This window comes from Streptomyces sp. NPDC057697, from assembly GCF_042799335.1.
Classification (GTDB): Bacteria; Actinomycetota; Actinomycetes; order Streptomycetales; family Streptomycetaceae; genus Streptomyces.
Genome location: NZ_JBHVJA010000001.1, coordinates 647,885 through 670,864, shown reverse-complemented (window position 1 = coordinate 670,864; position 22,980 = coordinate 647,885). Strand labels below are relative to the sequence as shown.

The 22,980-nt window shown below is 69.3% G+C and carries 22 protein-coding genes; 11 read left to right on the top strand and 11 right to left on the bottom strand.

Annotation, left to right across the window (positions count from 1 at the left end; translation table 11 throughout):
• Positions 1–5: 5 nt before the first annotated feature.
• From ACFVFH_RS02985 to ACFVFH_RS02965, 5 genes are all read left to right on the top strand, one after another.
• A complete protein-coding gene (locus ACFVFH_RS02985) occupies positions 6–779 on the top strand; it encodes a GntR family transcriptional regulator (protein WP_383762514.1) in 774 nt (257 codons plus the stop codon).
• Between the two features lie 22 nt (positions 780–801).
• Positions 802–1,311, top strand: coding sequence for a GNAT family N-acetyltransferase (locus tag ACFVFH_RS02980; protein WP_383762511.1), 510 nt, complete (start codon positions 802–804; stop codon positions 1,309–1,311).
• A 638-nt stretch (positions 1,312–1,949) separates the two neighbouring features.
• Entirely contained in the window at positions 1,950–3,053 is a 1,104-nt protein-coding gene (locus ACFVFH_RS02975; protein ID WP_383762508.1) for a DUF262 domain-containing protein, read from the top strand.
• Between the two features lie 14 nt (positions 3,054–3,067).
• The gene (locus ACFVFH_RS02970) at positions 3,068–3,706 is read left to right on the top strand and encodes an MAE_28990/MAE_18760 family HEPN-like nuclease (protein ID WP_383762506.1); all 639 of its coding nucleotides are present in this window, start codon (positions 3,068–3,070) and stop codon (positions 3,704–3,706) included.
• Between the two features lie 798 nt (positions 3,707–4,504).
• On the top strand, positions 4,505–4,936 hold the full coding sequence (locus tag ACFVFH_RS02965; RefSeq protein WP_383762503.1) for a hypothetical protein: 432 nt from the start codon (positions 4,505–4,507) through the stop codon (positions 4,934–4,936).
• Between the two features lie 340 nt (positions 4,937–5,276).
• Here ACFVFH_RS02965 and ACFVFH_RS02960 read toward each other — a convergent pair whose 3' ends face one another.
• Complete coding sequence (locus ACFVFH_RS02960; protein WP_015034725.1) at positions 5,277–5,351, bottom strand: 50S ribosomal protein bL37; 75 nt, start codon at positions 5,349–5,351, stop codon at positions 5,277–5,279.
• A gap of 250 nt (positions 5,352–5,601) precedes the next feature.
• The gene (locus tag ACFVFH_RS02955; RefSeq protein WP_383762501.1) at positions 5,602–5,724 is read right to left on the bottom strand and encodes a hypothetical protein; all 123 of its coding nucleotides are present in this window, start codon (positions 5,722–5,724) and stop codon (positions 5,602–5,604) included.
• On the opposite strand from ACFVFH_RS02955, the gene ACFVFH_RS02950 reads away from it, so the two are divergent.
• The 3 genes from ACFVFH_RS02950 (at position 5,714) to ACFVFH_RS02940 (ending at position 7,251) form a co-directional block, all read left to right on the top strand.
• The gene (locus ACFVFH_RS02950; protein WP_383762499.1) at positions 5,714–6,214 is read left to right on the top strand and encodes a hypothetical protein; all 501 of its coding nucleotides are present in this window, start codon (positions 5,714–5,716) and stop codon (positions 6,212–6,214) included. The two genes, ACFVFH_RS02955 and ACFVFH_RS02950, sit on opposite strands and share 11 nt — an antisense overlap.
• A 186-nt stretch (positions 6,215–6,400) precedes the next feature.
• Positions 6,401–6,865, top strand: coding sequence for a hypothetical protein (locus ACFVFH_RS02945; protein WP_383762497.1), 465 nt, complete (start codon positions 6,401–6,403; stop codon positions 6,863–6,865).
• 161 nt (positions 6,866–7,026) lie between these two features.
• A complete protein-coding gene (locus tag ACFVFH_RS02940; protein WP_266419691.1) occupies positions 7,027–7,251 on the top strand; it encodes a DUF2277 domain-containing protein in 225 nt (74 codons plus the stop codon).
• Here ACFVFH_RS02940 and ACFVFH_RS02935 read toward each other — a convergent pair.
• The 3 genes from ACFVFH_RS02935 to ACFVFH_RS02925 form a co-directional block, all read right to left on the bottom strand.
• The gene (locus ACFVFH_RS02935) at positions 7,238–7,909 is read right to left on the bottom strand and encodes a DedA family protein (RefSeq protein WP_383762494.1); all 672 of its coding nucleotides are present in this window, start codon (positions 7,907–7,909) and stop codon (positions 7,238–7,240) included. The two genes, ACFVFH_RS02940 and ACFVFH_RS02935, sit on opposite strands and share 14 nt — an antisense overlap.
• A gap of 364 nt (positions 7,910–8,273) precedes the next feature.
• A complete protein-coding gene (locus ACFVFH_RS02930) occupies positions 8,274–8,735 on the bottom strand; it encodes a DoxX family protein (RefSeq protein WP_383762492.1) in 462 nt (153 codons plus the stop codon).
• A 955-nt stretch (positions 8,736–9,690) separates the two neighbouring features.
• Positions 9,691–10,335 (bottom strand): HNH endonuclease family protein, encoded by a 645-nt coding sequence (locus ACFVFH_RS02925; RefSeq protein WP_383762490.1) that lies wholly within the window; start codon positions 10,333–10,335, stop codon positions 9,691–9,693.
• 267 nt (positions 10,336–10,602) lie between these two features.
• On the opposite strand from ACFVFH_RS02925, the gene ACFVFH_RS02920 reads away from it, so the two are divergent.
• Positions 10,603–11,337, top strand: coding sequence for an ABC transporter permease (locus ACFVFH_RS02920; protein ID WP_383762488.1), 735 nt, complete (start codon positions 10,603–10,605; stop codon positions 11,335–11,337).
• 105 nt (positions 11,338–11,442) lie between these two features.
• Here ACFVFH_RS02920 and ACFVFH_RS02915 read toward each other — a convergent pair whose 3' ends face one another.
• Positions 11,443–12,105: an HAD-IA family hydrolase gene (locus ACFVFH_RS02915; protein WP_383762485.1), complete on the bottom strand. Its 663-nt coding sequence runs from the start codon at positions 12,103–12,105 to the stop codon at positions 11,443–11,445.
• Between the two features lie 322 nt (positions 12,106–12,427).
• A complete protein-coding gene (locus ACFVFH_RS02910) occupies positions 12,428–13,723 on the bottom strand; it encodes a peptidoglycan-binding protein (protein ID WP_383762482.1) in 1,296 nt (431 codons plus the stop codon).
• Positions 13,724–13,877: 154 nt separating this feature from the next.
• Here ACFVFH_RS02910 and ACFVFH_RS02905 point away from each other — a divergent pair, with 154 nt between their 5' ends.
• Entirely contained in the window at positions 13,878–15,962 is a 2,085-nt protein-coding gene (locus ACFVFH_RS02905) for an MFS transporter (protein WP_383762479.1), read from the top strand.
• Between the two features lie 85 nt (positions 15,963–16,047).
• Here ACFVFH_RS02905 and ACFVFH_RS02900 read toward each other — a convergent pair whose 3' ends face one another.
• Complete coding sequence (locus ACFVFH_RS02900) at positions 16,048–16,572, bottom strand: GNAT family N-acetyltransferase (protein WP_383762477.1); 525 nt, start codon at positions 16,570–16,572, stop codon at positions 16,048–16,050.
• 162 nt (positions 16,573–16,734) lie between these two features.
• Positions 16,735–17,826 carry a DUF2330 domain-containing protein gene (locus tag ACFVFH_RS02895; RefSeq protein WP_383763535.1) on the bottom strand — a complete coding sequence of 364 codons (1,092 nt, stop codon included), beginning with the start codon at positions 17,824–17,826 and terminating at the stop codon, positions 16,735–16,737.
• A gap of 414 nt (positions 17,827–18,240) precedes the next feature.
• Between ACFVFH_RS02895 and ACFVFH_RS02890 the strand changes: the two genes are divergently transcribed.
• A complete protein-coding gene (locus ACFVFH_RS02890) occupies positions 18,241–20,229 on the top strand; it encodes a bifunctional glycosyltransferase 87/phosphatase PAP2 family protein (protein ID WP_383763532.1) in 1,989 nt (662 codons plus the stop codon).
• Between the two features lie 143 nt (positions 20,230–20,372).
• Here the strand turns inward: ACFVFH_RS02890 and ACFVFH_RS02885 are convergent, their stop codons facing one another.
• Positions 20,373–21,401, bottom strand: a complete 1,029-nt coding sequence (locus tag ACFVFH_RS02885) for an AEC family transporter (protein WP_383762474.1) — start codon at positions 21,399–21,401, stop codon at positions 20,373–20,375.
• 130 nt (positions 21,402–21,531) lie between these two features.
• A complete protein-coding gene (locus tag ACFVFH_RS02880; RefSeq protein ID WP_383762471.1) occupies positions 21,532–22,842 on the bottom strand; it encodes a cytochrome P450 in 1,311 nt (436 codons plus the stop codon).
• Positions 22,843–22,980: the final 138 nt, after the last annotated feature.

Genomic DNA, 22,980 nt, shown 5'->3' with positions numbered 1-22,980 from the left:
TCGGCATGACCCCGTCCGAGCCCTCTATCCAGCAGCCAGCAAGCAGACGCATCGCGGAAGAACTACGCCGGCGGATCCGCGACGGAGAGATCCCGGCCGGCGAGAAGTTGCCTTCGGAGCGCGCCTTGGCCGAGGAGTACGGGGCCGCTCGCAACACGGCACGCGAGGCTGTACGGCTGCTCGCGGAGCAAGGTCTCGTGACTGCCAAGCACGGACGGGGGGTGTTCGTCCGCGAGCCGCAGAGGCTGTTCAGATTCGGGAGCGATCGGTACTCGATCAAGAACCGGGAGACTGGGCTAACCCCATTCCGGCTAGAGGCACAGCGCCAAGGCAAGACGCCGAGGATTGACGTGCTCTACATCGAGCGTGAAACGCCGCCGCTTGACGTGGCGGAGCGCCTTGGTGTGGCCTCGGCCGAACAGAGTGTCGTGCACCGGGAGAACCACTACTTCGCCGATGACGAACCCGTTCAGATCGTCTCGACGTACCTCCGGTGGGACGAGGCGCAGGGCACCCTGCTCATGCAGCTGAAGACCGGCAAGGACGGAATCTATGGGCGGCTTGAGGATCTAGGGCACGTCATGACGCGGGTCCGTGACGAGATCAGCGCGCGGATGCCGACGCCAGAGGAAGCCCGGTTCCTCCAGTTGCTGCCAGGTGTGCCGGTTCTGGAGGTGCTCCACACCAGCCTTGATCAGGACTTGCGGCCGTTCGAGGTGTCTAGGTACGTACACCGAGCCGACCAAACAGGACTGCTCTACGAACTGCCGGTTGAGTAGACCGCGCTGGAGGGGGAAACGCATGTCAACGGCCACAGTTCGTCCGCGTGAGGCACGTGACCTTGCGGAGGCGGCAACCGTTCTCACCGCCGTACATGAATCCGACGGATACCCGGTCGAAGGGGTGGAGGACCCAGAAGCTTGGCTATCGTCAGAAGGACTTCTGGCGGCATGGGTCGCGGAACTCGATGGACATGTGGTGGGGCATGTCGCCATCAACAGCCCCCAGCCGGGAGAGGAGGTGGCCCGACTCTGGAGGGAAGAGAGCGGTGACGACGACTCCCACATCGGGGTCCTGGCCCGACTCTTCGTGGCGCGTGAGGCACGTAAGGCGTCCGCCGGTAAACGTCTTATGGAAGCCGCTACGGCCTACGCCCGAGACAAGCACATGCGCTTGGTGCTGGAGGTCTTGACGAAGGACGCAGCCGCGATCCGCCTCTATGAACGCCTCGGCTGGCAACGCATCGGTGAGGCCGTCCACACCTTCGGAGGCAAGCAGGTCGACGTCGTTTGCTTCGTGGCACTCACCTGACGACGAGAGCTGTTACAGGTTTCTCTACCTCATTTCAAGGCACCCGGCTGCGCTCCGCTCCGCCGGGCGCGCTTCCCGGCTCTGGCTGCGCCCGCGCTCCTGCCTTCGGCCCGCTCGGCGCTGCCGCCGCCGACGCGAGCCCACAACTGGATAGGCCCGGGGGCATGAGACGAGAACCAAGCCCGCGGCTTCAAGAGGATGCCTCCAGCGGGGGCGCTCAGACTCCGGGATGGACGGGGCACCGTTCGCGAGTGCCGGCCGGAGCAGGGTGAGCGTCGTGGGGCTCCCATCCCGACCGCCTTCGACCGAGGCAGAGCCGAGCAGTCGCGGCCCAGGGCGTCAAGGTCGTTCGTACAGTGGCGCGCTCCACCTTGACGCCCTGAACCACGACCGCTCCACGGTGTGTGGGTCGAAGGCGGACGGGATGGGAGCTGAGGTGGGTGGTGGGGAAGGGCTGAAGTTTCGTGTGACCTGAGGATTCTCCAGTTAGCGGTCGGAACCAGAGGTCCGCCAAGCGCAGTGGACGATCCCGCCACGAGTTGCTTCACAGCGCTGCTGGCATAGTCGCCCATCTGGGGCTTGGTGGCGATGGTTGCGAAGACCCGCGGGCCGCTCGCGCGAGCTGCTAGCCTCTTGATATGACGCTTGAAAATGAAATCGAACAGTATCGTCGCAGGATCGCAACGGATTCCTATCCAATGTCCATTGGCGAGCTGGCAAACCTCTATAAAGATGGTGAGATTGATATTCACCCTGAGTTCCAGAGAATTTTTCGCTGGAGGATTGAACAGAGTAGCCGTCTAATTGAAAGTATTCTCCTTGGAATTCCTCTTCCGAGCATGTTTGTCGCCCAAAACGAGAAGGGTGTCTGGGATGTTGTGGATGGGGTCCAGCGCATGTCTACGATTTTCCAATTCATGGGTATCCTGAAAGATGAGAACGGGAATCTTCACGCTCCTCTTGTCTGCACTAAGCCACCTTTTTTGAGTCAACTTGAGGGCTGCGCATATGAGGAGCGTGAAGGTGCCCAGAGGAACCTGACTCCTGCCCAAAGGATTGACTTTAAGCGTGCGCGCATTGATGTGAAAATCATCAAGCGAGAAAGTGACAATCGAACAAAGTACGATCTGTTTCAGAGGCTTAATTCATTCGGCTCTCTGGCGACTCCGCAAGAGCTTCGAAACTGCCTACTTGTGAGTCTCAGTGATAAGCATTATAAATGGCTTGCGGGCATTTCGCAGGATCGGTCATTTGTTGGAGTCGTTGATTTGCCGGAACGGCTGATCAATGAGCGCTACCATATGGAACTCGCTCTGCGGTTCGTGCTCCTGCGGAAGCTCCCAAGGGAAAAACTCTCCACCGTGGGCAACATCGGAGACTTTTTGACCTCCGAGATCGTCTCCTTGGTCGAATATGATGACCAGCGTCTCGACGAGGAGAGTGAAGCCTTTAGGGCTACCTTCCAGGCGTTGCGTGAGGCCGGTGGAGCCGACGTCTTGAGGCGTTTCAACGCTGCGAGGGAACGATCTGAGGGCCCCTTCTCTCTTACGGCGTTTGAGGCGCTTGCTCTAGGGCTGGGGTTCCACCTGCCGGGCGAGTTTCCAAGTTCCGATAAAATTCAGGAAAAGCGATCCCTTCTCTGGTCGGATAGCCGTTTCAGTGCAGGTCACGCTACCGGCGTCAGGGCAGATCAGCGAATGAAGATCACCATCCCGTTCGGACGCCAACTCTTTTCCAGCTAGCGCCGGAGGGGCACGTGGATCTGGAAAGATTCAGCGACAAGGTGCAGCGAGATTTGTCCTTGCGGAAGGTCGAGCTGTCGCGATTCTCTATCCTATTCCAGGAAGGGAAAGATCAGTCCCATCAGGAACTATTGCATCGCGCTGCCGTAGTGATTTCTTATGCGCACTGGGAGGGATTCGTGAAGGCTGGCAGCGCCTTCTATGTGAAGCACATAAATTCCCGCCAGTTGCCAGTTGGGCGACTTAAGTATCCTTTCCAGGCGGCTTATGTTGCGTCGCGCTTCAAGCAGGCTTCGGTTAGCTCTAAGAATCACTTCCTCGGCGACTTGCTTGACTGTATTGACGCAGACAGAAAGAAGACCTTTTCGGCTAGGCCAGAGAAGTGCTTCGATACCGAGAGTAATCTATCATCCGTTGTATTTAAGACACTCGTGCAAGGCCTTGGTCTTGATTATTTGGATGAATACGAAACCCGCAATGCTTTCATTGATGAAAAGCTGCTATATGGGCGAAATCAAGTGGCTCACGGAGAGCTGGCGAAATTTGATCGCCAAGATGCGGAAGAGCGGCTGGATTCGGTTCGATACCTTATCGATCTATTCTCCGATCAGCTATTGAATGCGGCTCGTGATGAGTATTATCTGGCCCAGTGAAATCGAAATGCCGGTCCGGGTTTTCCGTGTCGCGGATGGTCGCTACCGCCGTTCTCGTTGGGCAGGGATGCTTTGAGTTCTCCCGCGATCGAACGGCTCCGGTGTTCGTACCGCGGTGACATGACATCTAGAACTGACATCAACGATGGCGTACAGAGGCGGTACAGGCCGGCCGTCCAGAACGCTGACGTCTGGGCTGTTTGCCTGGGAGCAGGATGCCTGAGCGAACTTACAAAGCAGATGTCGGCGGTTCGAAACCGTCCGCGCCCACCAGTAGGTAGACAAGACAAAGGCCCAGGTCACCGGTGCTGAACCGGGAGCCTGGGCCTTGTTCGTTCCTCAGCCGCGGCGCTGAGGAGAGGCATCGTGCCACATGCGTCGCCGGGCGGCGGTGGCGTGGTCACGGCCGTTCACCAGGTGCTGCTGGATCAGTGCGGCCCGCACCGACGAAGGCCCGATCCGCTGCATCGGCTCACGCGTCGTACACCGCCGGTCGGGTTGGGACATCGGGGTGCGGTTCGCGAGTGCTGGGCGGGATGGGAGCTGAGGTAGGCAGTGGGCAAGGACTGGCCGACAGCCCACCGCGTGTCTCTCGCGAGACGTTGTGTTGTCCGACGGCTGAGGCGAGGATCAGGGACTTCAAACGTCAGGAGATCGGGGTTCGTTGTGGGTCTGGCCGGCCAGATATTGCCGCTCGTGGGTGTGGTCCTGGGGGCGCTTACGTCATTCCTGGTGAGCAGCTTGAACGAGCGAACGAGATGGCGCAGACAACAAGCCGTACGGTGGGATGAACGTCGGTTGGCTGCCTATGCCGAGTACGCCCACGCCGTCAAAGAACTGGCGGCTCGCTATCAGATGATCGCTGCTGCCCGTGGACTCGTCTCGGGCCCGATTCCTCTGGAGCCAACACCCGAAATTCTCAAGGAGGTTGGTGAGCTGGAATCTCGGCGCTCCGCATTGTCGGAAACACTCGGGTTGCTCGGTGACACGGAAGCAAATACCGCGTCCAAGACAGTAGATCACTGTCTGTGGCGGCTGGAGCTTCTGGCTCGGGGTATCGCCACAGAGGTCGAACAGAACTGGGATCAGGCCTATCTGGACTTTCGAGAGGCTCGGAGTCGCTATGTCGCGCACGCCCGAGCCAGCCTCGGTGTGTCGGGAGCCGTTGCCCAAGACGTGACCTGGCCGGCGGCATGGCGTCCTACGACCGGGACTTCGCCCTCGGAGTGACCCGGAGTGACCCGGAGTGGTTCGGAGTGAGGTGTGAAGCGGAGTGGGGAGAAGCCATCGGTGTTCCACTTCGTAGCGCGCTCACTGTTCCTTTCGGCTGGTGCCAGAGCCCTCGTCCGGACCATCCCTAGGCACTCCGGTCTGTCGGGTGAGTGTCCAACCGTGCGACAGCGGCGACGAACGGTAGCGAACGCGCGGGTACGTCTATGGACCGTCGGCGCAGCAGATGTCGGCGGTTCGAAACCGTCCGCGTCCACCAGTGCGAAGGCCCCCGACCGATCATGGTTGAGGGCCTTCGGTATCTGCTTCGGGGATGCGGGGCGTTCGGTGGGGTCGCGGTTCAGGCGTTGGGGCGCTTGCCGTGGTTGGCGTTCTTCTTCTTGCGGGCGCGGCGCTTGTTTCCTCGCTTGGCCATGACGTACCTCCCTCACCTGGGGTTTTGGTGGTTTCGTCAGTTTAGGTTCGGCTTGTTCCTTCCGCATCAGCGGTCGGCGGGGAGCGCGGCGTAGTGATGTCCGTGGCCTTCGGGCGTCCCCTGCGGAGAGGGTGGGGCAGGGCTCGCCGTAACGTGGCTTGTTCACGTCAGTAACGTCCCAGGGGGGATACATGTCGTACGGCTATCCGCCGCCTCAGCCCGGTCAGGAGCCACAGCCCGGCCAGGCGCCTCAGGCCGGTTCGCCCGTCCAGCCGCCGTCCTCGTCGCCGTACGAGCACTGGCCGCAGCCCGCCACCGCGGCGTACGGGTTTCCGCAGCCGCCCAGGAAGTCCCGTACCGGGTTGATCGTCACGCTGTCCGTGGTCGGCGGGGTGGCCGTCCTGCTGGCGCTCGGGGTGCTGATCGCCGTGGCGAGCGGGGGCGGTGGTGGGGCGTCGTCGGCGAAGCCGAAGCCGTCGGCGACGGAGGCGGCGGAGAGTGGGGCGCCTGTTGCGGGAGGGGAGTCCGCGTCGGCTGAGGCCTCCGGCGTACCCACGGAGCTGCCCGCTCTCGAAGGCGCGGACGTCACGGGTGATGTGCGGATCACGCGGTGCGAGGTGGACTCGCTGACCGAGTGGCCGGACGCGGACGTGGAGATCGTGAACCACTCCGACACCAAGGCCTCGTACATCGTGTCCGTGGAGTTCGTGGACGGGGAGGGTACGCGCCGGGCCTCGGGGCTGGCCACGGCGACCGATCTGGCGGCGGGGCGGAAGTCCGTGCAGAAGGCCCAGGGGCTGGGGAAGGTGCCGGGCAAGATGACGTGCAGGGTGTACGAGGTGACGCGGCTCCCGTTGTCGTAGCGACGGACGGCACGCGCGGTGACGGGTGTGGAGCCGTTCCCCGGCTCCGCGCCCGTGGTCCCGTGCGTCAGCCGTACGTCGTCGGCCGTACGCGTCATCCGTACGGGTGCGTCCGGGTGGTTGCGCCGACGGGTGCCAGGCAGGGTCGGTTCTGTCCCGGAGCACCGATCCGGCCAAGGAGTCTCGATGGCACACTCAGCGCCCACGCCCGGTCCGGCCGGTTCTTCCGGTTCTTCCGGACGGCGGAACGTCGATCCCGAGCAGGGGGACATCAACCCCTGGGCCGCCAGTGGAATCGTCTTCGCCGGTGTCCTGCTGCTCGTCGACGGTGTCCTCGGAGTGATCAAGGGGATCAGCGGGATCGCCACCGACGACGTCTACGCGCACGTCAGGAACTACACCTTCAAGTTCGACGTGACCTCATGGGGATGGATCCACCTCATCCTCGGCATCGTGCTCGGGATCGTCGGCTGGGGCATCCTCAAGGGCGCCGGATGGGCCCGTGCCACGGGTGTGGTCCTCGCCGCCGTCAGCCTGGTCATCAACTTCATCTGGCTGCCGTACCAACCGGTCTGGGCGATCATCTCCATCGCCATCGACGTGTTCGTGATCTGGGCCCTGTGCACGGACCGTTCGAAGGCGGTCGTCTGAGGCAGCCGTCTGAGGCAGCCGTCTGAGGCAGCCGGCTGAGGCGGTCAGAGGCCGCGGTCAGGCGACGGTCAGGCCGCGGTCGGAGGGGGCGGTCAGCTGGGGCGTGCCTCGGAAGGGCTTCGGAGGGGGCGGCTGTCAGTGGTGCGGTTCACACTGGAGACATGTGCCGCAGCATCAAGACCCTACGTCCGCCCGCCATCCCCGAAGAGGCCACCGAGGAGGAGATCCGGGCCGCCGCCCTGCAGTTCGTACGCAAGGTGTCCGGCTTCCGCGCTCCGGCCGCGCACAACCAGGAGGTGTTCGACCGGGCCGTCGAGGAGATCACCGAAGCGACCGTCCGACTGCTGGACGGGCTGGAGATACGGGGTGCGGTCAGGACGCCGTAGGGGCCGCGGCGGCCGCCGATGCCGCGGCGGCGGCTTCCGCGGCCGGTCGGCGCATGAGGTACGCGGCCAGGGCGCCCGCCACGAACAGGGCGAGGACCGAGACGGCCGTGCCCACCCAGGTCGCGCCGAGCCACTGGCCGCCGAAGTAGCCGAGGCCCACGCTGTAACCGGCCCATGCCACGCCCGCCAGCGCCGACCAGGGCAGGAATTCCTTGACCTTGCGGTGCGCGGCGCCCGCGCCCAGCGAGACCACCGAGCGTCCGGCCGGGGCGAAGCGGGCGATGATGACGAGGATGCCGCCGCCCCGGGCGAGGGCGGCGCCGAGGCGTTCCTGCGCGGAGGTGAGGCGGCGGGAGCGGGCGATGGCCCGGTCCAGACGCTCCCCGCCGCGCCAGGCCAGCCGGTACGCGACGAGGTCGCCGAGCACCGAGGCCGTGGCCGCGCAGAGCATCAGGGCAAGGAGTGAAGGGACCTCGGTCACCTGCCCGGCGGCGCCGGCGCTCGCGACGGTGGTCGAACCGGCGGCGGCCGCCGTCGCGGCGGTGATCACCAGCACCCCGCTGGGCAGCAGGGGCAGGAAGACGTCCAGGAGCACCGAAAGGGCGACCACGGCGTAGATCCATGGGCTGCTGGTCAGTGCGCCCACACTCTCAAGCACCTACTACTCCCCGATTCGGAACAACGCCGCGACGTCGCAGGGGAGCGGCAGGAGCGGCAGGGTCAGCTGTACAGCGTACGCCTGACGTTCATCCGGTGATCCACAAATACGAATGATGTTGGGAACCTCACGTGCATCCGGAAATGGGAAGCCTCGGTTCCGGGCGCATGCCCGGATGTACGTGAGGAACGACCGGCCCGGCCTCGGGAAACGGCCCGGGAGCGGCCCGGGGATGGGGGAGAGCGGAGACCTGGAGCTGGACCTGGGGATGGGGTGGGGGTGGAGATGGGGGTGGTGGGGGCAGGCGCGGGAGGGGGGAGCGGGGGCGGGGTGGTCTGTGGGTGGGGGAAGGCGGTCCCGCTGGTCAGACCGTGACGGACGTGGACGGTGCCTGTTCGGTCGCGCGGTCCTCGTCGTGCTCTGTGCCTCCCCGGGCGAACAGCCGGTCCACGGCCAGCGCGCCGGGGCCGGTGAAGACCAGCAGGAGGAAGGTCCAGCAGAAGATGACCGAGGGTTCGCCGCCGTTCTGCAGCGGGAACAGGGCCTCGGGCTGGTGGACCTTGAAGTACGCGTACGCCATGGAGCCGGAGCAGATCAGGGCGGCGGTACGAGTGCCGAACCCGAGCATCACGAGGATGCCGCCGACGAACTGGATGACCGCCGCGTACCAGCCTGGCCAGGTGCCGGCGGGTATGGAGCCGCCGCCCATCGCGCCGCCGAGTATGCCGAAGAGGGAGGCGGCGCCGTGGGAAGTGAAGAGCAGGCCTACGACGATCCGGAAGAGGCCGAGCGCGTAGGGCCGGGCCTGGTTCAGATGTGTCTGCATGGGGGGCTCCTTCGGTCTGGTGGGGACGTGAACCGACTGAGTGGATCAGATTAGGGAAACCTCACCAATGCTTGCAAGTTCAACATCATGTCGACTGGCTGAAAGTCGTCCCGCATGTGTCGGTCAGCCTCCGGTCCGGCGTGGCCGCAAGCTGTGTACCTCCTGTCATGGGCTTGGCCTGAACCAATGGCAGCGCAGCTTTCCGGCCATGCGAGGGTGGGGCGCGGGGCGGCCGCCGAACCGAGATCCGCCGCTCCTGTACCACTGGGCCGGTCGCGCGAACGGTCGGCCGTGCCGTGAGCGGCCCTCGAAACCGCCCTTCCTTCGCGTCCGGCGGCGGGAGTGCGCCCGGCGCCCCTCGTATCCGCCGCGTTCGCCGTGGCGTGGCGTCGCGCGTCGGCGTTCCGTGGGGTGGACCAATGGCGGCGGTAGCCATGGCCGTGGGGGTCGATCGAGGGTGGACACGGGGGGAGCGGGGGGAGAGCGGCGGCCGTTCTGTGGGGCCGCGGGGCTTCTCGGCGTCCGGCGGCGGGGACCGTCGAGGTTCGCGCGCGAGGGCTGTGCGCGTGTCGGCCAATGGGTGGCCGTACTCGGCCGAAAATGAGTCGGTGATTTTCTGTGGTTGCTGGTTGCTGGTTGCTGGTTGCTGGTTGCTGGTTGCGGGTGGGCGGGGTGCCGGGGCCGTGGGTTGGGCGGCGGGGCTCGTAACGCAGCGGTCCCGGCGCGGGTTCGTTCCCTGCGCCGGTTCCTGCATCGGTTCCAGCGCCGGCTCGTCGCGCACACGCGTACGGAGCCGTGCGGTGTGCACGGCTCCGTACGGTGTGGAACGCCCCGGAGTCGGGGCGGGCGGCGCGGCGCGGCGGAAGCGTCGCGTGGAGGCCCGGCGGTTGCGTCCGGGGCTCTCAGGGTTCTCCGTCCGGGGCCTCGCCGGCGGGGCCCGACTCCGTTGTGCGGATCAGCAGTTGTTGAGGACGGATTGCAGCGCGCTCTTCTCCGCCGAGTCGACGGTCAGGTCGTAGTAGTGCTTGACGTGCACCCAGGCGCGGGCGTACGTGCACTGGTACGCGGCCCGCGGCGGCATCCACTTGGCCGGGTCCTTGTCGCCCTTGGACTGGTTGACGTTGTCCGTGACCGCGATGAGCTGGGGGCGCGTCAGATCGTTGGCGTACGCCTGTCGCTGGGCGGTGGTCCAGCTGCTGGCGCCCGAACGCCAGGCTTCGGCGAGCGGGACCATGTGGTCGATGTCCAGGTCGGACGCGGCGGTCCAGGTGGCGCCGTCGTACTCCGAGTACCAACTGCCGCTGACGGCAGCACAGCTGGAGTTCGTCTCCACATTCGTACCGTCGCGCTTGAGGACGACCTCACGGGTGTTGCAGGCGCCCGACTGGGTGATCCAGTGCGGGAACTTGTCGCGGCTGTAGCCGCTCGACGAGCCCTCGGGGGCCACGGTCAGCTCGCTCAGATAGGTGCGGGCGGTCGAAGCGGAGACCGGGGTGGGCATGGCCGCCTGTGCGGTGGGTGCGGTGAGCAGACCGGTGGTTGCGGCGAAGGCGGCGGATGCGGCGACGACGGCGATGCGACGCGCGTAGACACCAGACATACGAACTCCCTTGACGTGGGGGGAACTTGGACGGGTGACCCGTGGGGCCCGGCCATCGTGACGGCGCCAGGTTTCCGTGGGGTGGGCGCCAGGTAACAGAGTGGCGACATGGTCACGTCACATCAAGGGTTCTGACCAACAGGACTGGAGCATGGGGGCGTACGTCCACATCTGCGCGGGCGTACGGGCTGATGCGGCGACAGCGCGACTGCGGGCAAGGCCGGTTCCCGCGGGTGCTCCGGGCCGGGCCGGTCGTAGGGTTGCGGCGTGCTGCTACCGGTCAACATCACGCTCGGGGTCGTGCTCGCCGTGCTGCTCGCGGCAGCGGCGGGGGTCGCCGCGCTGGCCTCGCTCGGCCGGTCGCGCGAGATCCTGCTGGCCGGGCTGCGGGCCGCGGTCCAACTCGCCGCGGTCTCCCTGCTCATCGGCTGGGTGGTCCGTTCGCTGCCGCCGCTGCTCGCGTTCATGGCGCTGATGTACGCCGTGGCGGTACGGACCGCGGGGCGCCGGGTCACCCGCAACGGCACCTGGTGGTGGGCGGCGTTGCCGATCGCGGCCGGGGTCGTGCCGGTGGTCGCCCTGCTGCTGCTCACCGGACTCCTGCCGGTCCGGGGCATCGCGCTGATTCCGGTGACCGGCATCCTCATCGGCGGTGCGCTGACCGCGACCGTGCTCGGCGGGCGGCGGGCGCTGGACGAGCTGACGTCCCGGCGCGGGGAGGTGGAGGCGGCCATGGCGCTCGGGTTGCTCGACCGCGACGCGCGGATGGAGATCGCGCGGCCCGCGGCGGCGGACGCGCTGCTGCCGGGGCTCGATCAGACCCGGACGGTGGGGCTCGTGACCCTGCCGGGCGCCTTTGTGGGCATGCTGCTCGGCGGCGCCTCACCTGTACAGGCGGGGGCCGTGCAGTTGTTCGTACTGGTAGCCCTGATGGCCGTACAGGCGGTAGCCGTCACGACCGTGCTCGAACTCGTGGCGCGGGGCCGGATGCACCGCGGGTGAAGACCGCGCCGGGCGGATGGGCCGGCGCCGGGCGGCCACGTCGGGTCGAGCGGGCTGGAAGAGTGGGCGGGCCGGCTGCCGGGGAGGGGGCGTTCGGGGCGGACGCTAGCGGGCGCTGATGTGCAGGTGGATCGAGCCGTCGGGCGTCGCTTCCACCCGGATCTGCGTCAGGTCCTCGACATGGGCGTCGGGGGAGAGCGCTCCGGCGCGCGGGCCGACGCCCACGACCCGCATGCCCGCCGCCCGGCCCGCCGCGATGCCCGCCTCCGAGTCCTCGAAGACGATGCAGTCCGCCGGGTCGAAGCCCAGCTCGGCCGCGCCCTTGAGGAAGCCCTCGGGGTCCGGCTTGCTGGCGCCGACGTTCTCGGCGGTGACCCGGATCTCGGGCATCCGCAGGCCCGAAGCGGCCATCCGGGTCCGGGCCAGTGCGGCGTCGGCCGAGGTGACCAGGGCGTGCGGGAGGGCGGCGATGGCGTCCATGAAGGCGGCGGCACCGCCGACCGGCACGACACCCTCGGTGTCAGCGGTCTCCTCGGCGAGCATGGCCCGGTTGTCCGCGTAGTTCTGCTCCATCGGGCGGTCCGGGAGGAGTACCGCCATGGTGGCGTACCCCTGCCGTCCGTGAACGACCTTGAGCGCGGCCTCCGGGTCCAGCCCCTGCCGCAGCGCCCAGCGCCGCCAGCAGCGCTCCACTACGGCATCGGAGTTCACCAGGGTGCCGTCCATGTCCAGGAGGAGGGCGCGGGCGGTGAGGACGGTGGCCGGCATGGGCGGTCTCCAGAACGGGGGGAAGCGCAGGCCCCGGGGGCGCGTACGCGGGAAGGAGAACAAGCAGCCTCGCCCGCCGGTCAGGGGGTGGCGGGCGGAGGCTACTTTGTTCCATCACGATACAAAAACATGTCCGAGAAAGCCAATCCCTGCCGATCCGGGCGGCCGGGTCCCTTCCGTCCCGGCCTCGGACTCGGACTCGGACTCGGCCTCGGACTCGGAAGGAACCCTGGCCTCAGGGGGCGTCCCGGCCTCGGGAGGCGTCCGGTCTCGGGGGAGTTCCGGCCTCAGTAGGAGTCCGGTCTCGGGAGGGGTTCCGGTCTCAGGAGGAGCCCCGGCCCGTCGTCTCCGCCTCCAGTGCGCGGCGGGTGTGGGGGCCGTACACCCCCGAGGGGTCGCCCTCGATGAACTTGTACGACTGGTAGACCCTCACCGCGCGCTCGACCTGGTCCGAATAGGTGCCGTCGTCGCGCCCGTGGTACAGCCACAGCTCCTCCAGGCGGCGTTGTAGTTCGGCCACCTCGGGGCCCTGGTCGCCCGGGTGCAGCGCGGCCCCGGCGAGGGACGCGGGCGACGTCGAACCGCTGGGGGTCCCCGAGGGCGAGGGGGAGGAGGCGGGTTGCGAGGAGGTGGCGGACGCGGAGGGGGACGGCGAGGTGCTTGCCGAGGTCGACGCGGAGGCCGGGGCGGATGCGGACGGGGCCGTGGGGGCCGGGGCGGAGGGGGAGTGCGATACGGAGGCCGATGCCGGATCCGTCGCGCGGAGGCTCGCCCCGGGGAGGTCGTCGACCGCCGTGCCGGGCAGGGCCTGCTGCCGGTCCGTGTCCCCGTCGCCGCCTCCGCCGAGGAGCCCGCTCGCGAAGGCCGCCGCGCCCACCACGGCGATCAGTGCCGCTCCGACCGCGGCGGCGGCGAAGGGGCGGCGGCGCTGCGACGGTTCGGGTTCCTCGCCCTCGCCGCCGGAAGGACCGGCCGCGCCTGCGGTGGGGACGAGGACAGGGACGGTGGTGGGGGTGGGGGTGGGGGTGGGGGTGGGGACGGGAGCGGCAGGGGCGTTCGGTCCGGCGGCGTCCGGCAGGGGACGGCCCGCCGCGCCCGAGCCCAGGAAGAGCGGCATCGTGGTTGCGGCGTCCGCCCCGGGGAGGCGCGGCTCCTGCCCGTGGTGTGGCGTCTGCCCGTCGTGCGGCGCCCGCCCGTCGTGCGGCGCCTGCCCGTGGTGCGGCTCCTGCCCGTCGTGCGGCGCCCGCCCGTTCGGATGTTCCGCTGCGGGGTGTGGCGCCCGTCCGTCCGGACGCTCCGTCACGGGGAGGTGCGCGTCAGACCCCTCCGCAGACACCTGTGCCCCACGCTCTTCCGGCTGCCCCGGCTGCCCCGGCGCCGAAGTCCGCGCGGTGTCGTTCCCCAGCGTCACGTACGGCCGTATCCGCAGCGGATCGAAGTCCTCGGCGGCAGCGATCTCCGCCTGGTCCGCCGCCGCCCGCTCGGCCCGATGCTGTTCGGCGGCCCGGTACGGCTCGGCGGCCCGGTACGGCTCGGCTGCCGACCACTGCTCGGCCGCCGACCGCCCGCAGCCGCACATGGAACGGGCCCCGGGTCTTCTGCCGGGTCCGCCGTCCATACCGCACTCCGGGCATATATGTCCGGTCATCGTGGGCCCCTCCCCTTGATTGCCCTGCGATTATGCAGCGCGCTCCCGGCGTGCCCCTGCTCAGCAGGCCATAACCGTACGGAAAGGCCAGGATAGGGATGTAGCGGACCCGAGGAGATGTTCCATGGCCCAGCATTTGAGCCCCCCGGCACCGGCCCCGGTACCGGCCCCCGGCGCGGAGCGCTCCAGGCGGTCGATCCTCGTGGCCATCGGGGCACTGCTCCTCGGCATGCTCCTGGCCGCGCTCGACCAGACCATCGTCGCCACCGCACTGCCCACCATCGTCAGCGACCTCGGCGGTCTGGAACATCTCTCCTGGGTGGTCACGGCCTATCTGCTGGCCTCGACCGCCGCGACCCCGCTCTGGGGCAAGCTCGGCGACCAGTACGGCCGCAAGAAGCTCTTCCAGGCCGCCATCGTCATCTTCCTCATCGGTTCGGCACTCTGCGGCATCGCCCAGAACATGCCGCAGCTCATCGGCTTCCGGGCCCTTCAGGGACTCGGCGGCGGCGGCCTCATCGTGCTCTCGATGGCGATCGTCGGCGACCTCGTCCCGCCGCGCGAACGCGGCAAGTACCAGGGGCTGTTCGGGGCGGTCTTCGGGGCGACGAGCGTGCTCGGGCCGCTCCTCGGCGGTCTGTTCACCGAGCAGCTCACCTGGCGGTGGGTCTTCTACATCAACCTGCCGATCGGCGTCGTGGCGCTCCTGGTGATCGCCGCCGTACTGCACATCCCGGTCCGCAGCACGAAACACACCATCGACTACCTCGGCACCTTCCTCATCGCCTCCGTCGCCACCTGCATGGTGCTCGTGGCCTCGCTCGGCGGCACCACCTGGGCCTGGGGCTCGGCGCAGATCATCGGCCTCGCCGTGCTGAGCGTGCTGCTGCTGGTCGCCTTCGTGTACGTGGAACGCCGGGCCGCCGAACCCGTCATCCCGCTGAAGCTCTTCCGGATCAGGACCTTCACACTCGTCGCCGTCATCAGCTTCGTCGTCGGCTTCGCGATGTTCGGGGCGATGACCTATCTGCCGACCTTCCTCCAGGTGGTGCACTCCATCTCGCCGACGATGTCCGGGGTGCACATGCTCCCGATGGTGTTCGGGCTGCTCCTCACCTCGACCGCCTCCGGCCAGATCGTCAGCCGCACCGGCCGCTGGAAGGTCTTCCCGATCGCGGGCACCGGCCTGACCGCCATCGGACTCCTGCTGCTGCACCGGCTCACGGAGACCAGCAGCACCTGGGTGATGAGCAGTTACTTCTTCGTCTTCGGCGCGGGGCTCGGCCTGGTGATGCAGGTCCTGGTGCTGGTCGTGCAGAACGCCGTCACCTACGAGGACCTCGGCGTCGCCACCTCCGGGGCCACCTTCTTCCGTTCCATCGGCGCCTCCTTCGGCGTCGCCGTCTTCGGCACGATCTTCACCAACCGGCTCACCGACAAACTCGCCGCGGCGCTCGCCGGCCACGCGCTGCCCCCCGGTGCCGGCGTGAACGGACTGGCCTCCGACCCGCGCGCCATCGGGCAACTGCCGCCCACGCTGCGGCCCGCGGTGCTCCACGCCTACGCGACCTCAATCACGGACGTGTTCCTGTACGCGGCCCCCGTCGTGCTGGTCGCCTTCGTCTTCGCCTGGTTCCTCAAGGAGGACAAACTACGTGGCTCGGTCACGGCCCCGGAGGTGAGCGAGACGCTGGCGTCGAACCCGGTCCAACGGTCCTCGTACGACGAATGCGCCCGCGCGCTCTCGGTGCTCGCCACCCGGGCGGGGCGCCGCGAGGTCTATGTGAAGATCACCAAGAAGGCGGGGTACGACCTGCTGCCCGCGGCCAGTTGGATGCTGCTGCGGATCAAACGGCACGGCACGGTCGAACCGGCGATGCTCGCCGACATCGCCCCGGTGCCGCTGCGGGTGATCAGTGACGCGGCCCGCCAGCTGGAGGAACGCGGGCTGGTGCGGCGCGAGGGCGTACAGCTGGTGCTCACCGAGGCCGGATCGGAGGTCGTGGTGAAGCTCTCGGACGCCCGGGAGGAGTCCATGGCCGAGCTGCTGGGCGACTGGTGGGGGCCGGACCGCCCGACCGACCTGGTCAGGCTCGTGGAGGAGCTGACCGCCGAGACGAACGGGTCGAGCAGGGAACGGCCGCACAGCCCCGAACCGAAGCGGGACCACGCGGCCCGCAGCGGCCTGAACCGACCCGAACCGGACTGAACCGGACTGAACCCGTGCCGGGGCGGGGCCATGGCGTCCCGCCGTGTGCCGGTCGCGGGCGCGCCGGTATCCGCGTGGGCGCGGACTACGGCGCCCCGGGCGTCGTACGTGCCTCGGATGCCGGGCACGGCGCGGGCAACTCCTTCGCGAACCAGTGCTCCGCGTACTGCCGCCGGTGGAACGCCGGGACCTCCCGGTAGCCGTGCTTCGCGTACAGGCCCCGCGCCTCGACCAGGTCGTCGCGGGTGTCGAGCCGGAGCGTGCGGATGCCGAAGGCGCGGGCCGTCTCCTCGACGGCTGCCATGAGCAGTCCGCCGCCGCCCGTGCCCCGGTGCCCGGGGCGCACGAACACCCGCGTCACCTCGGCGGTGTCCGCGTCCACCACCAGCAGCCCGGCGCAGGCCGCCGCCGCCCCGTCGAAGCGGCCGACGACGAACTGGCCGGTGGGCGGGACGAGCCGGTCGGCCCCGTCGTCGGTGAGCCCCTCGTCGATCTCCTCGGCGGTGGCGGGCCGCCCCCAGTAGCGCCCGGCGACCTCGCCGTAGTAGTCGCGGCGCAGCAGCGTGGCATCGGGGGAGTCGAACGGTTCAGGGGCCCATGTCCAGGTCATGCCGGCCATTCTCGGCCGGACACGCTCAAGGCGGCCAACGATTTCACCGGCCGACGGGTGCTCCCCGGCCCTCCTGGCCCTCCCGACCCTGCTGTCCCTGTTACTCCTGCTGTCCCTTCTGTCCCCAGGGCCCCTCCGGCCCCAGGGCCCCTCCGGCCCCTACTACCCCTCTTGCCCCTCCTGGCCCTGCTGTCCCCCGGGCCCCGCCGGTCGCCGGGCCCGCAGCACCAGCACCACCGTGACGGCCGCCGCCAGCAGCACCGTCGCGAGCAGCGAGAGCACCCAGGCGGGGGTGCCGACCACGGTCAGCAGCCGGTCCTCGTACACCTGGCGCCGGTACGGGGTGTCGGCGTCGGCCGCGCGCAGCTCGTGATCGCCGTCGATCCGCTCCGGGTGCGGGAACGACTGCTCGATCGCGGTGAGGAAGACCGGCTTCCCGCCCGTCAGCCCGTCGAGCGCGTCCGTGCCCTGCGCCCCCGAGCGGGGATCGATCCGGCCCGCGTACGTCACCTCCGGCGCATCGCCGCCGATCGGGCCGCGCGGCTCCATGCGGTGCGCGGCGAGGACGTACAGACCGAGCTGCTGCGGGGTCGACGCCAGCTTCGACAGCCGCATCGGGTAGACCAGCCGGTCGCTGGCGAAGCGCAGCCGCAGCGGGTCGAGCGTGCCGCCGAGCGGGTTGTCGCCCTCGCGGGGGGCGAGCCGGATCGCTACGTACTCCCACCCCTGGTCGACATAGGGCCTCAGCGCCGTCGCCAGCCGGTCGGGCAGGTCGAAACCGTTGTCCTCCAGCCACTTCCGCAGGGCCTCGGGGTCGTTCGCGGCCAGCCGCGCCACGTCGAAGGGGCCGAGCCGCTCCCGGCCGACCACCTCGACCGCCGGGGCCCCGGGCATCGGAGCCCGTGCCCCGTCACCGACGCGGGAGGGGCCGGTGAACGGCCAGTCGTGGGAGCGCGGCCAGAAGTAGTGCCGGGTCACCCGCTCCGGCGAGGTCAGGGCGGAGAGCTCGGAGAAGAGGCCGGGATCGCCCAGCCCCACGCTCGCGCGGTGCGGCACCGGCATGATCCAGGCCGCCTCGGGGGCGTTCCCGCGGACCGTGAGCCGCATGACGATCTGCTCGGTCCGGCCGTCCCAGCCGACCACGGACGTCTCCCGGTCGACCGAGACCCGGGTTCCCCCGCCCGGAACCATCGCCCCGCAGCCACAGGCGAACGCCGGGCTGATCAGTGATCCCAGTTGCAGCGACACCAGCATCAGCAGCAGGGACAGCGCACGCGCCGTCCACGCGCGCCCGCCGCCGTCACCCGGTGTTCTCCGTTTCACCCCTGCGTGCCGCATGGACCGCCTGCCTCCCCCGTGATCGACGAACACGGGGGAGGACGTACGAACCCGGGTTCCGGTTCCGGCCACGTTTCCGCCTCCGGAGGCCCCGGCGACCCCGGCGCGCCCGGGGCGTCCGTACGTCCATTCGGTGGGAAGCCGGGTGACAGTCAGGTGGGAAAAGGGTCGATTGGGTCTATGTCGTAGTGCGGTGCGATGGTTTCAGAAACGTCCGGATCGAGGGACGGGTACCGGGATCGGCGGGAGGGGCGGCGCGGCGTGGCGAATGCGGAGCACGGGGTGGGCGGGGACGTGGCGACGGGGGCGAGGACCGGGACCGCCCGTGCCCTGCTCTGGCTGGTCGTGGCCGCGCTGGCGGTGCGGCAGATGGCGGTGGTGCTGAGACAGCCGCCGGGCGAGCGGCTCACCGATCTGGAGACCTGGATCGGCGAGAACGGCGTCCTGCACCTGACGGGCTCGCTGTACGACAGCGACCGGTTCACCGGGACCCCGTTCGCCGGGCTGGTGCTGAAACCGCTGGCCCGCGCCGCCGAACAGAACCTGGGCGTCGTCTGGACCTTCGGCTCGCTGCTGCTCGTCGCCGCGCTGGGCGTCGTGGCCGCGCGTGCGCTGCCGGGGCCGGTGTCCCGCCGTACCGCGCTGCTGTCCGCACCCGTCGCGATCAGCCTGCTGATGGTCTCGCTGCCGGTGCGCGACGCCCTGGACCTGGGGCAGACCAGCATCCTGCCCGTCCTGCTGGTGCTGCTGGGCTGCTTCGTGGTGCGCGGGGAACGCGCCCCGGGCCTCCTGGTCGGACTGGCGGCCGCGCTCCAGCCGACCGTGCTGCTCTTCGCGGTGCTCTTCTGGCTGACCGGGCGCCAACGGGCCGCGCTGACCGGCGGCGCGGTCTTCGCCGCCTGTACGGCCCTGGCCTGGGCCGTGATGCCGGGCGACTCATGGACGTACTGGGTGCACCATGTCGCGGGCGCCGGGCTCGGCGGCCACGCGGACGGCCTCGCCAACCAGTCCCTGCACGGCGCCCTGCTCCGGTCCGGCCTCGCGGGCCCGCCGGAGATCGCGCTGTACGCGGCGCTGGCGGCCGCCGTCTGCTTCCTCGGGCTGCGCCGCGCCGCCCGGTACGCCGGGGACGGGCAGCTGCTCCTCGCCGTCGCCGTGACCGGCTGCGTCGCGGTCGCCGTCTCGCCGACCGCCTGGCAGCACCAGCTGCTGTGGGTGCTGCTCGCCGTGGCCGGACGGGTCGGGAAGCGGGCCTCCGACCGGCTGGTCTGGCCCGCGGTCGTGGTCCTGGTGCTCACCCTGCCGGGGACGGTGCTGCTGCCGAACATCGAGGCGGTCTTCCCCGTGCGCGACAACGTGCTGCTGATCGTCGCGCTCGTCGCGGCCTGCGCCGTGCCGTTCCTGCCGCGCACCTCGGAGCACTGGCGGCACCCGATCCCCGCGGACCGCGCCGCCCCGGCCCCGGCCCGCTGGAGCCGGGTCCCGCTGCTGCCGCTCCGGCGGGTGCTGAGCCGTCCCAACCTGCTGCTGGAACTGCTCCTGATCAGGGTCGTGTACTCCGCGTACGCCCATGTCCGGCTCGCGGCGACGGCCGGCCGGGCCACCGCCGAGCACCACGGCCGCCAGATCCACGCCGTCGAACAGTGGCTGCACATCGACATCGAGCACCGGGTCAACCACGCGGTCGCGCACATCGGCCCGCTGAGGGCCTTCTTCGACTACTACTACGCGACGTTCCACTTCGTCGTGCCGCTGGCGATCCTCGGGGTGCTCTACGTACGCCGCCCCGCGGACTACCGCTGGGCCCGCGGCACCATCGGCTTCGCCACGCTGTTCGCGCTGGCCGGGTTCTGGCTCTACCCGCTGGCCCCGCCGCGCCTGATGCCGGGGCTCGGTTTCATCGACACGGTCCACGGCGTCCAGGACTTCGCGAAACCGGACTACGGAAGCCTGACCGCGGTGACCAACCAGTACGCGGCGATGCCCTCGCTGCACTTCGGCTGGTCGCTCTGGTGCGGTGTGATCGTCGTCCTGCTGGCCCCGAAGGCGTGGATGAAGGCGCTGGGGCTGCTGCACCCGCTCCTCACGGTCTCCGCGATCGTCGCCACGGCCAATCACTGGGTGCTGGACGCGGTGGGCGGAGCGGCCGTGGTCGCGCTCGGCTTCGGGCTCACCCGTCTGCTGGCGGGCCCCCGGAGGCCGCGGCCAGTGGCGGTACCGGCGGCGGCGAAGCCGCAGGACGGCCCGGCGGCGCCGGTGGCGCTGCCGGTGCAGCTGCCGAGGGCGACGGACGACGCGGTGGGCGGCAAACAGCTCTGAGCGGGCTGGAGGGTAAGCAGCTCCGAGCGGGCCGGAGGGGCCGAAGGGGTGCCGGGACGAACACCTCGTCCCGGCACCCCTTCGGCATGGATCGCCGCCCGACCAGCATCCGCCCGTACGCCCCGGTCCGCCACTCGAACGGCTCAGGAACCCGCCGGTCCCAGGGCCCAGGCGGCGAGCGAGAGCGTGACCATGGAGACCACCGTCGAGGAGACCACGGCGTCGCGGGCCACCCGGGTGTCCAGCCCGTACTGCTGGGCGTAGAGGAAGGCGTTCTGAGCGGTCGGCAGCGCCGAGCAGACCACCACGGCCAGGAGCTGGTGCTCCGGCAGCCCCAGCAGCGGGCCGCCGACGAGGTAGGCGACCAGGGGCTGGAGGAGCGTCTTGAGCGCCACCGTCACGGCGACCTCGGCACGCCCCGTGCGCCCCGCGTGCGCCCCGGGTGGCGCCTCCTTCGCCGCGGTGCCGCCGGACGGGCGGCCGTTCAGGGACGCCGCGGTGCCGCCGGACGGGCGGCCGTTCAGGGAGAGGCCCAGCGTGACCAGGGCCGTCGGTACGGCGGCGGTGCCCAGCAGGTCGAAGGAGTGGGCGAGGGCGTGCGGCAGCCGCAGCCCGAGCGCGGAGACGGCCAGCCCGAGCAGGGAGGCCATGATGACGGGATTGCGGACCGGCATGGTCACCATCCGCCGGACCACCACGCGCTTCCCGGAGCCCGTCCCCGCCCTCGCCCCCGTGCCCGTGTCCAGCAGGGTGAGGACCACCGGGGAGACCAACAGGACCTGGAACAGGATGATCTGGGCGACGAACGAGGCGTCACCGAGCACCTGCACCGCCACCGGAATGCCGAGATTGGCGGAGTTGACGTAGCCCGAGGCCATGCCGCCGACCGCCCGGTCGGCCGTGCCCCGCCCGAAGAGCCGCCCGGACGCCAGGAACCCGAGACCGCAGACCAGCGCGGTACTGACGGCGAAGGCCACCATCGAGGAGTTGGCGAAGGAGCCCGGCCGTGCCCCGGACACCATGGTGAACAGCGCCGCGGGCATGGCCACGTGGAAGACGAACCGGCCGAGCACGGCCTCCGCCCGGTCGCCCAGCAGACCGCTGCGGCCGACCGCGTACCCGATCGCGGTGAGCATCCAGATGGGGGTGAAGGCGGAGAGCAGGGCACGCATGCCCGTCATGATCCTCGCGCCGTTGTGCGCCTCCCGCTCGGGGGTTCGGCGACGGGCGGCGCCCGGTACGGACGACGGGGGCCGGGGCGTGAGGAAGGAGGCCCCCGCCGTCCACGACCGGCGGAAGCGGTCAGCTCCCGGCGGCGGAACCGGAATCGGCGGTACCGGCACCCGGGCCACCCGGACCGGCGGGGCTCGTGGCCGTACTGACCTGGAGCTGCTTGATCCCGTTGAGCCAGGCCGAGCGCAGCCGCCGGGGATCGCCGACCAGCCGCAGATCGGGCAGCACGTCCGCGATCGCGTTGAAGATCAGGTTGATCTCCATCACGGCGAGGGACTTGCCGAGGCAGAAGTGCGGGCCGCCGCCGCCGAAGCCGAGGTGCGGATTGGGATCGCGGGAGATGTCGAAGGTCTCCGGGTTCTCGAAGACCTCGGGGTCGTTGTTGGCCGACGAGTAGAACAGCCCGACCCGGTCGCCCTTCCTGATCCGCTGCCCGCCCAGTTCGGTGTCCTGGGTCGCGGTCCGCTGGAAGGAGACCACGGGGGTGGCCCAGCGGACGATCTCCTCGGCCGTCGTCTCCGGGCGCTCGCGCTTGTAGAGCTCCCACTCCTCGGGGTGGGTGAGGAAGGCGTGCATGCCGTGGCTGATGGCGTTGCGGGTGGTCTCGTTGCCGGCGACGGCGAGCAGGATCACGAAGAAGCCGAACTCGTCGGAGGAGAGGTTCCCCTCGCCCTCCGCGGCGACCAGCTGGGAGACGATGTCCTTGGCCGGGCACTCCTTGCGGGCGGCCGCCAGGTTCATCGAGTACGAGACGATCTCCATGGCCGCCTCGGTGCCGATCTCCTCGGTGATCGCGTACTCGGGATCGTCGTACGCGGCCATCTTGTTGGACCAGTCGAAGAGCTTGGACCGGTCCTCCTGCGGTACGCCGATGAGCTCCGCGATCGCCTGGAGCGGCAGTTCGACGGCGATGTTGGTGACGAAGTCGAACGAACCGTCGTCGTCGGCCGAGGCGAGCGCGGTCTCCACGATCGAGCGGGCGCGGCTGCGAAGGGCCTGCTCCAGGGAGCGCACCGCCCGGGGGGTGAAGCCCCGCTGGACGATCTGGCGGACCCGGGTGTGCTCGGGCGGGTCCATGTTCAGCATGATCAGCTTCTGGACGTCGATCTGGTCCCGGCTGATCGACTCGTTGAAGCGGATGACCGCGGTGTTGGTGTGCGAGGAGAACAGCTCGGGGTGGGTGGAGACGTACTTGACGTCGGCGTGCCGGGTGACGACCCAGTAGCCCGCGTCGTCGAAACCGGAGATGCCGTTCGGCTGGGTGCACCACCAGACCGGTGCGGTCTGCCGCATCTGGGCGAACTCCGGGTGCGGAATGCGGGATTGGAGCAGATCGGGGTCGGTGAAGTCGAACCCTTCGGGCAGATGGGGGCAGGGCATCGGCATCTCCAGGTCGGTCCGAGGGCCGGCGGACATTGCCTGACGGCCCATCAGATGTTGACGGAAAGGTAGTAACGAGTTCTACAACTGGCAAGAGCGGTGGTCCGTTCTGTTGCGTGAAGAGTGGGTGGGGCCGGT

Coding starts and splice junctions, on each gene's coding strand:
- ACFVFH_RS02985 (WP_383762514.1), top strand. CDS start 6: ATGACCCCGTCCGAGCCCTCTATCCAGCAGCCAGCAAGCAGACGCATC.
- ACFVFH_RS02980 (WP_383762511.1), top strand. CDS start 802: ATGTCAACGGCCACAGTTCGTCCGCGTGAGGCACGTGACCTTGCGGAG.
- ACFVFH_RS02975 (WP_383762508.1), top strand. CDS start 1,950: ATGACGCTTGAAAATGAAATCGAACAGTATCGTCGCAGGATCGCAACG.
- ACFVFH_RS02945 (WP_383762497.1), top strand. CDS start 6,401: ATGGCACACTCAGCGCCCACGCCCGGTCCGGCCGGTTCTTCCGGTTCT.
- ACFVFH_RS02940 (WP_266419691.1), top strand. CDS start 7,027: ATGTGCCGCAGCATCAAGACCCTACGTCCGCCCGCCATCCCCGAAGAG.
- ACFVFH_RS02930 (WP_383762492.1), bottom strand. CDS start 8,735: ATGCAGACACATCTGAACCAGGCCCGGCCCTACGCGCTCGGCCTCTTC.
- ACFVFH_RS02925 (WP_383762490.1), bottom strand. CDS start 10,335: ATGTCTGGTGTCTACGCGCGTCGCATCGCCGTCGTCGCCGCATCCGCC.
- ACFVFH_RS02915 (WP_383762485.1), bottom strand. CDS start 12,105: ATGCCGGCCACCGTCCTCACCGCCCGCGCCCTCCTCCTGGACATGGAC.
- ACFVFH_RS02910 (WP_383762482.1), bottom strand. CDS start 13,723: ATGGACGGCGGACCCGGCAGAAGACCCGGGGCCCGTTCCATGTGCGGC.
- ACFVFH_RS02905 (WP_383762479.1), top strand. CDS start 13,878: ATGGCCCAGCATTTGAGCCCCCCGGCACCGGCCCCGGTACCGGCCCCC.
- ACFVFH_RS02900 (WP_383762477.1), bottom strand. CDS start 16,572: ATGACCTGGACATGGGCCCCTGAACCGTTCGACTCCCCCGATGCCACG.
- ACFVFH_RS02895 (WP_383763535.1), bottom strand. CDS start 17,826: ATGCTGGTGTCGCTGCAACTGGGATCACTGATCAGCCCGGCGTTCGCC.
- ACFVFH_RS02885 (WP_383762474.1), bottom strand. CDS start 21,401: ATGCGTGCCCTGCTCTCCGCCTTCACCCCCATCTGGATGCTCACCGCG.
- ACFVFH_RS02880 (WP_383762471.1), bottom strand. CDS start 22,842: ATGCCCTGCCCCCATCTGCCCGAAGGGTTCGACTTCACCGACCCCGAT.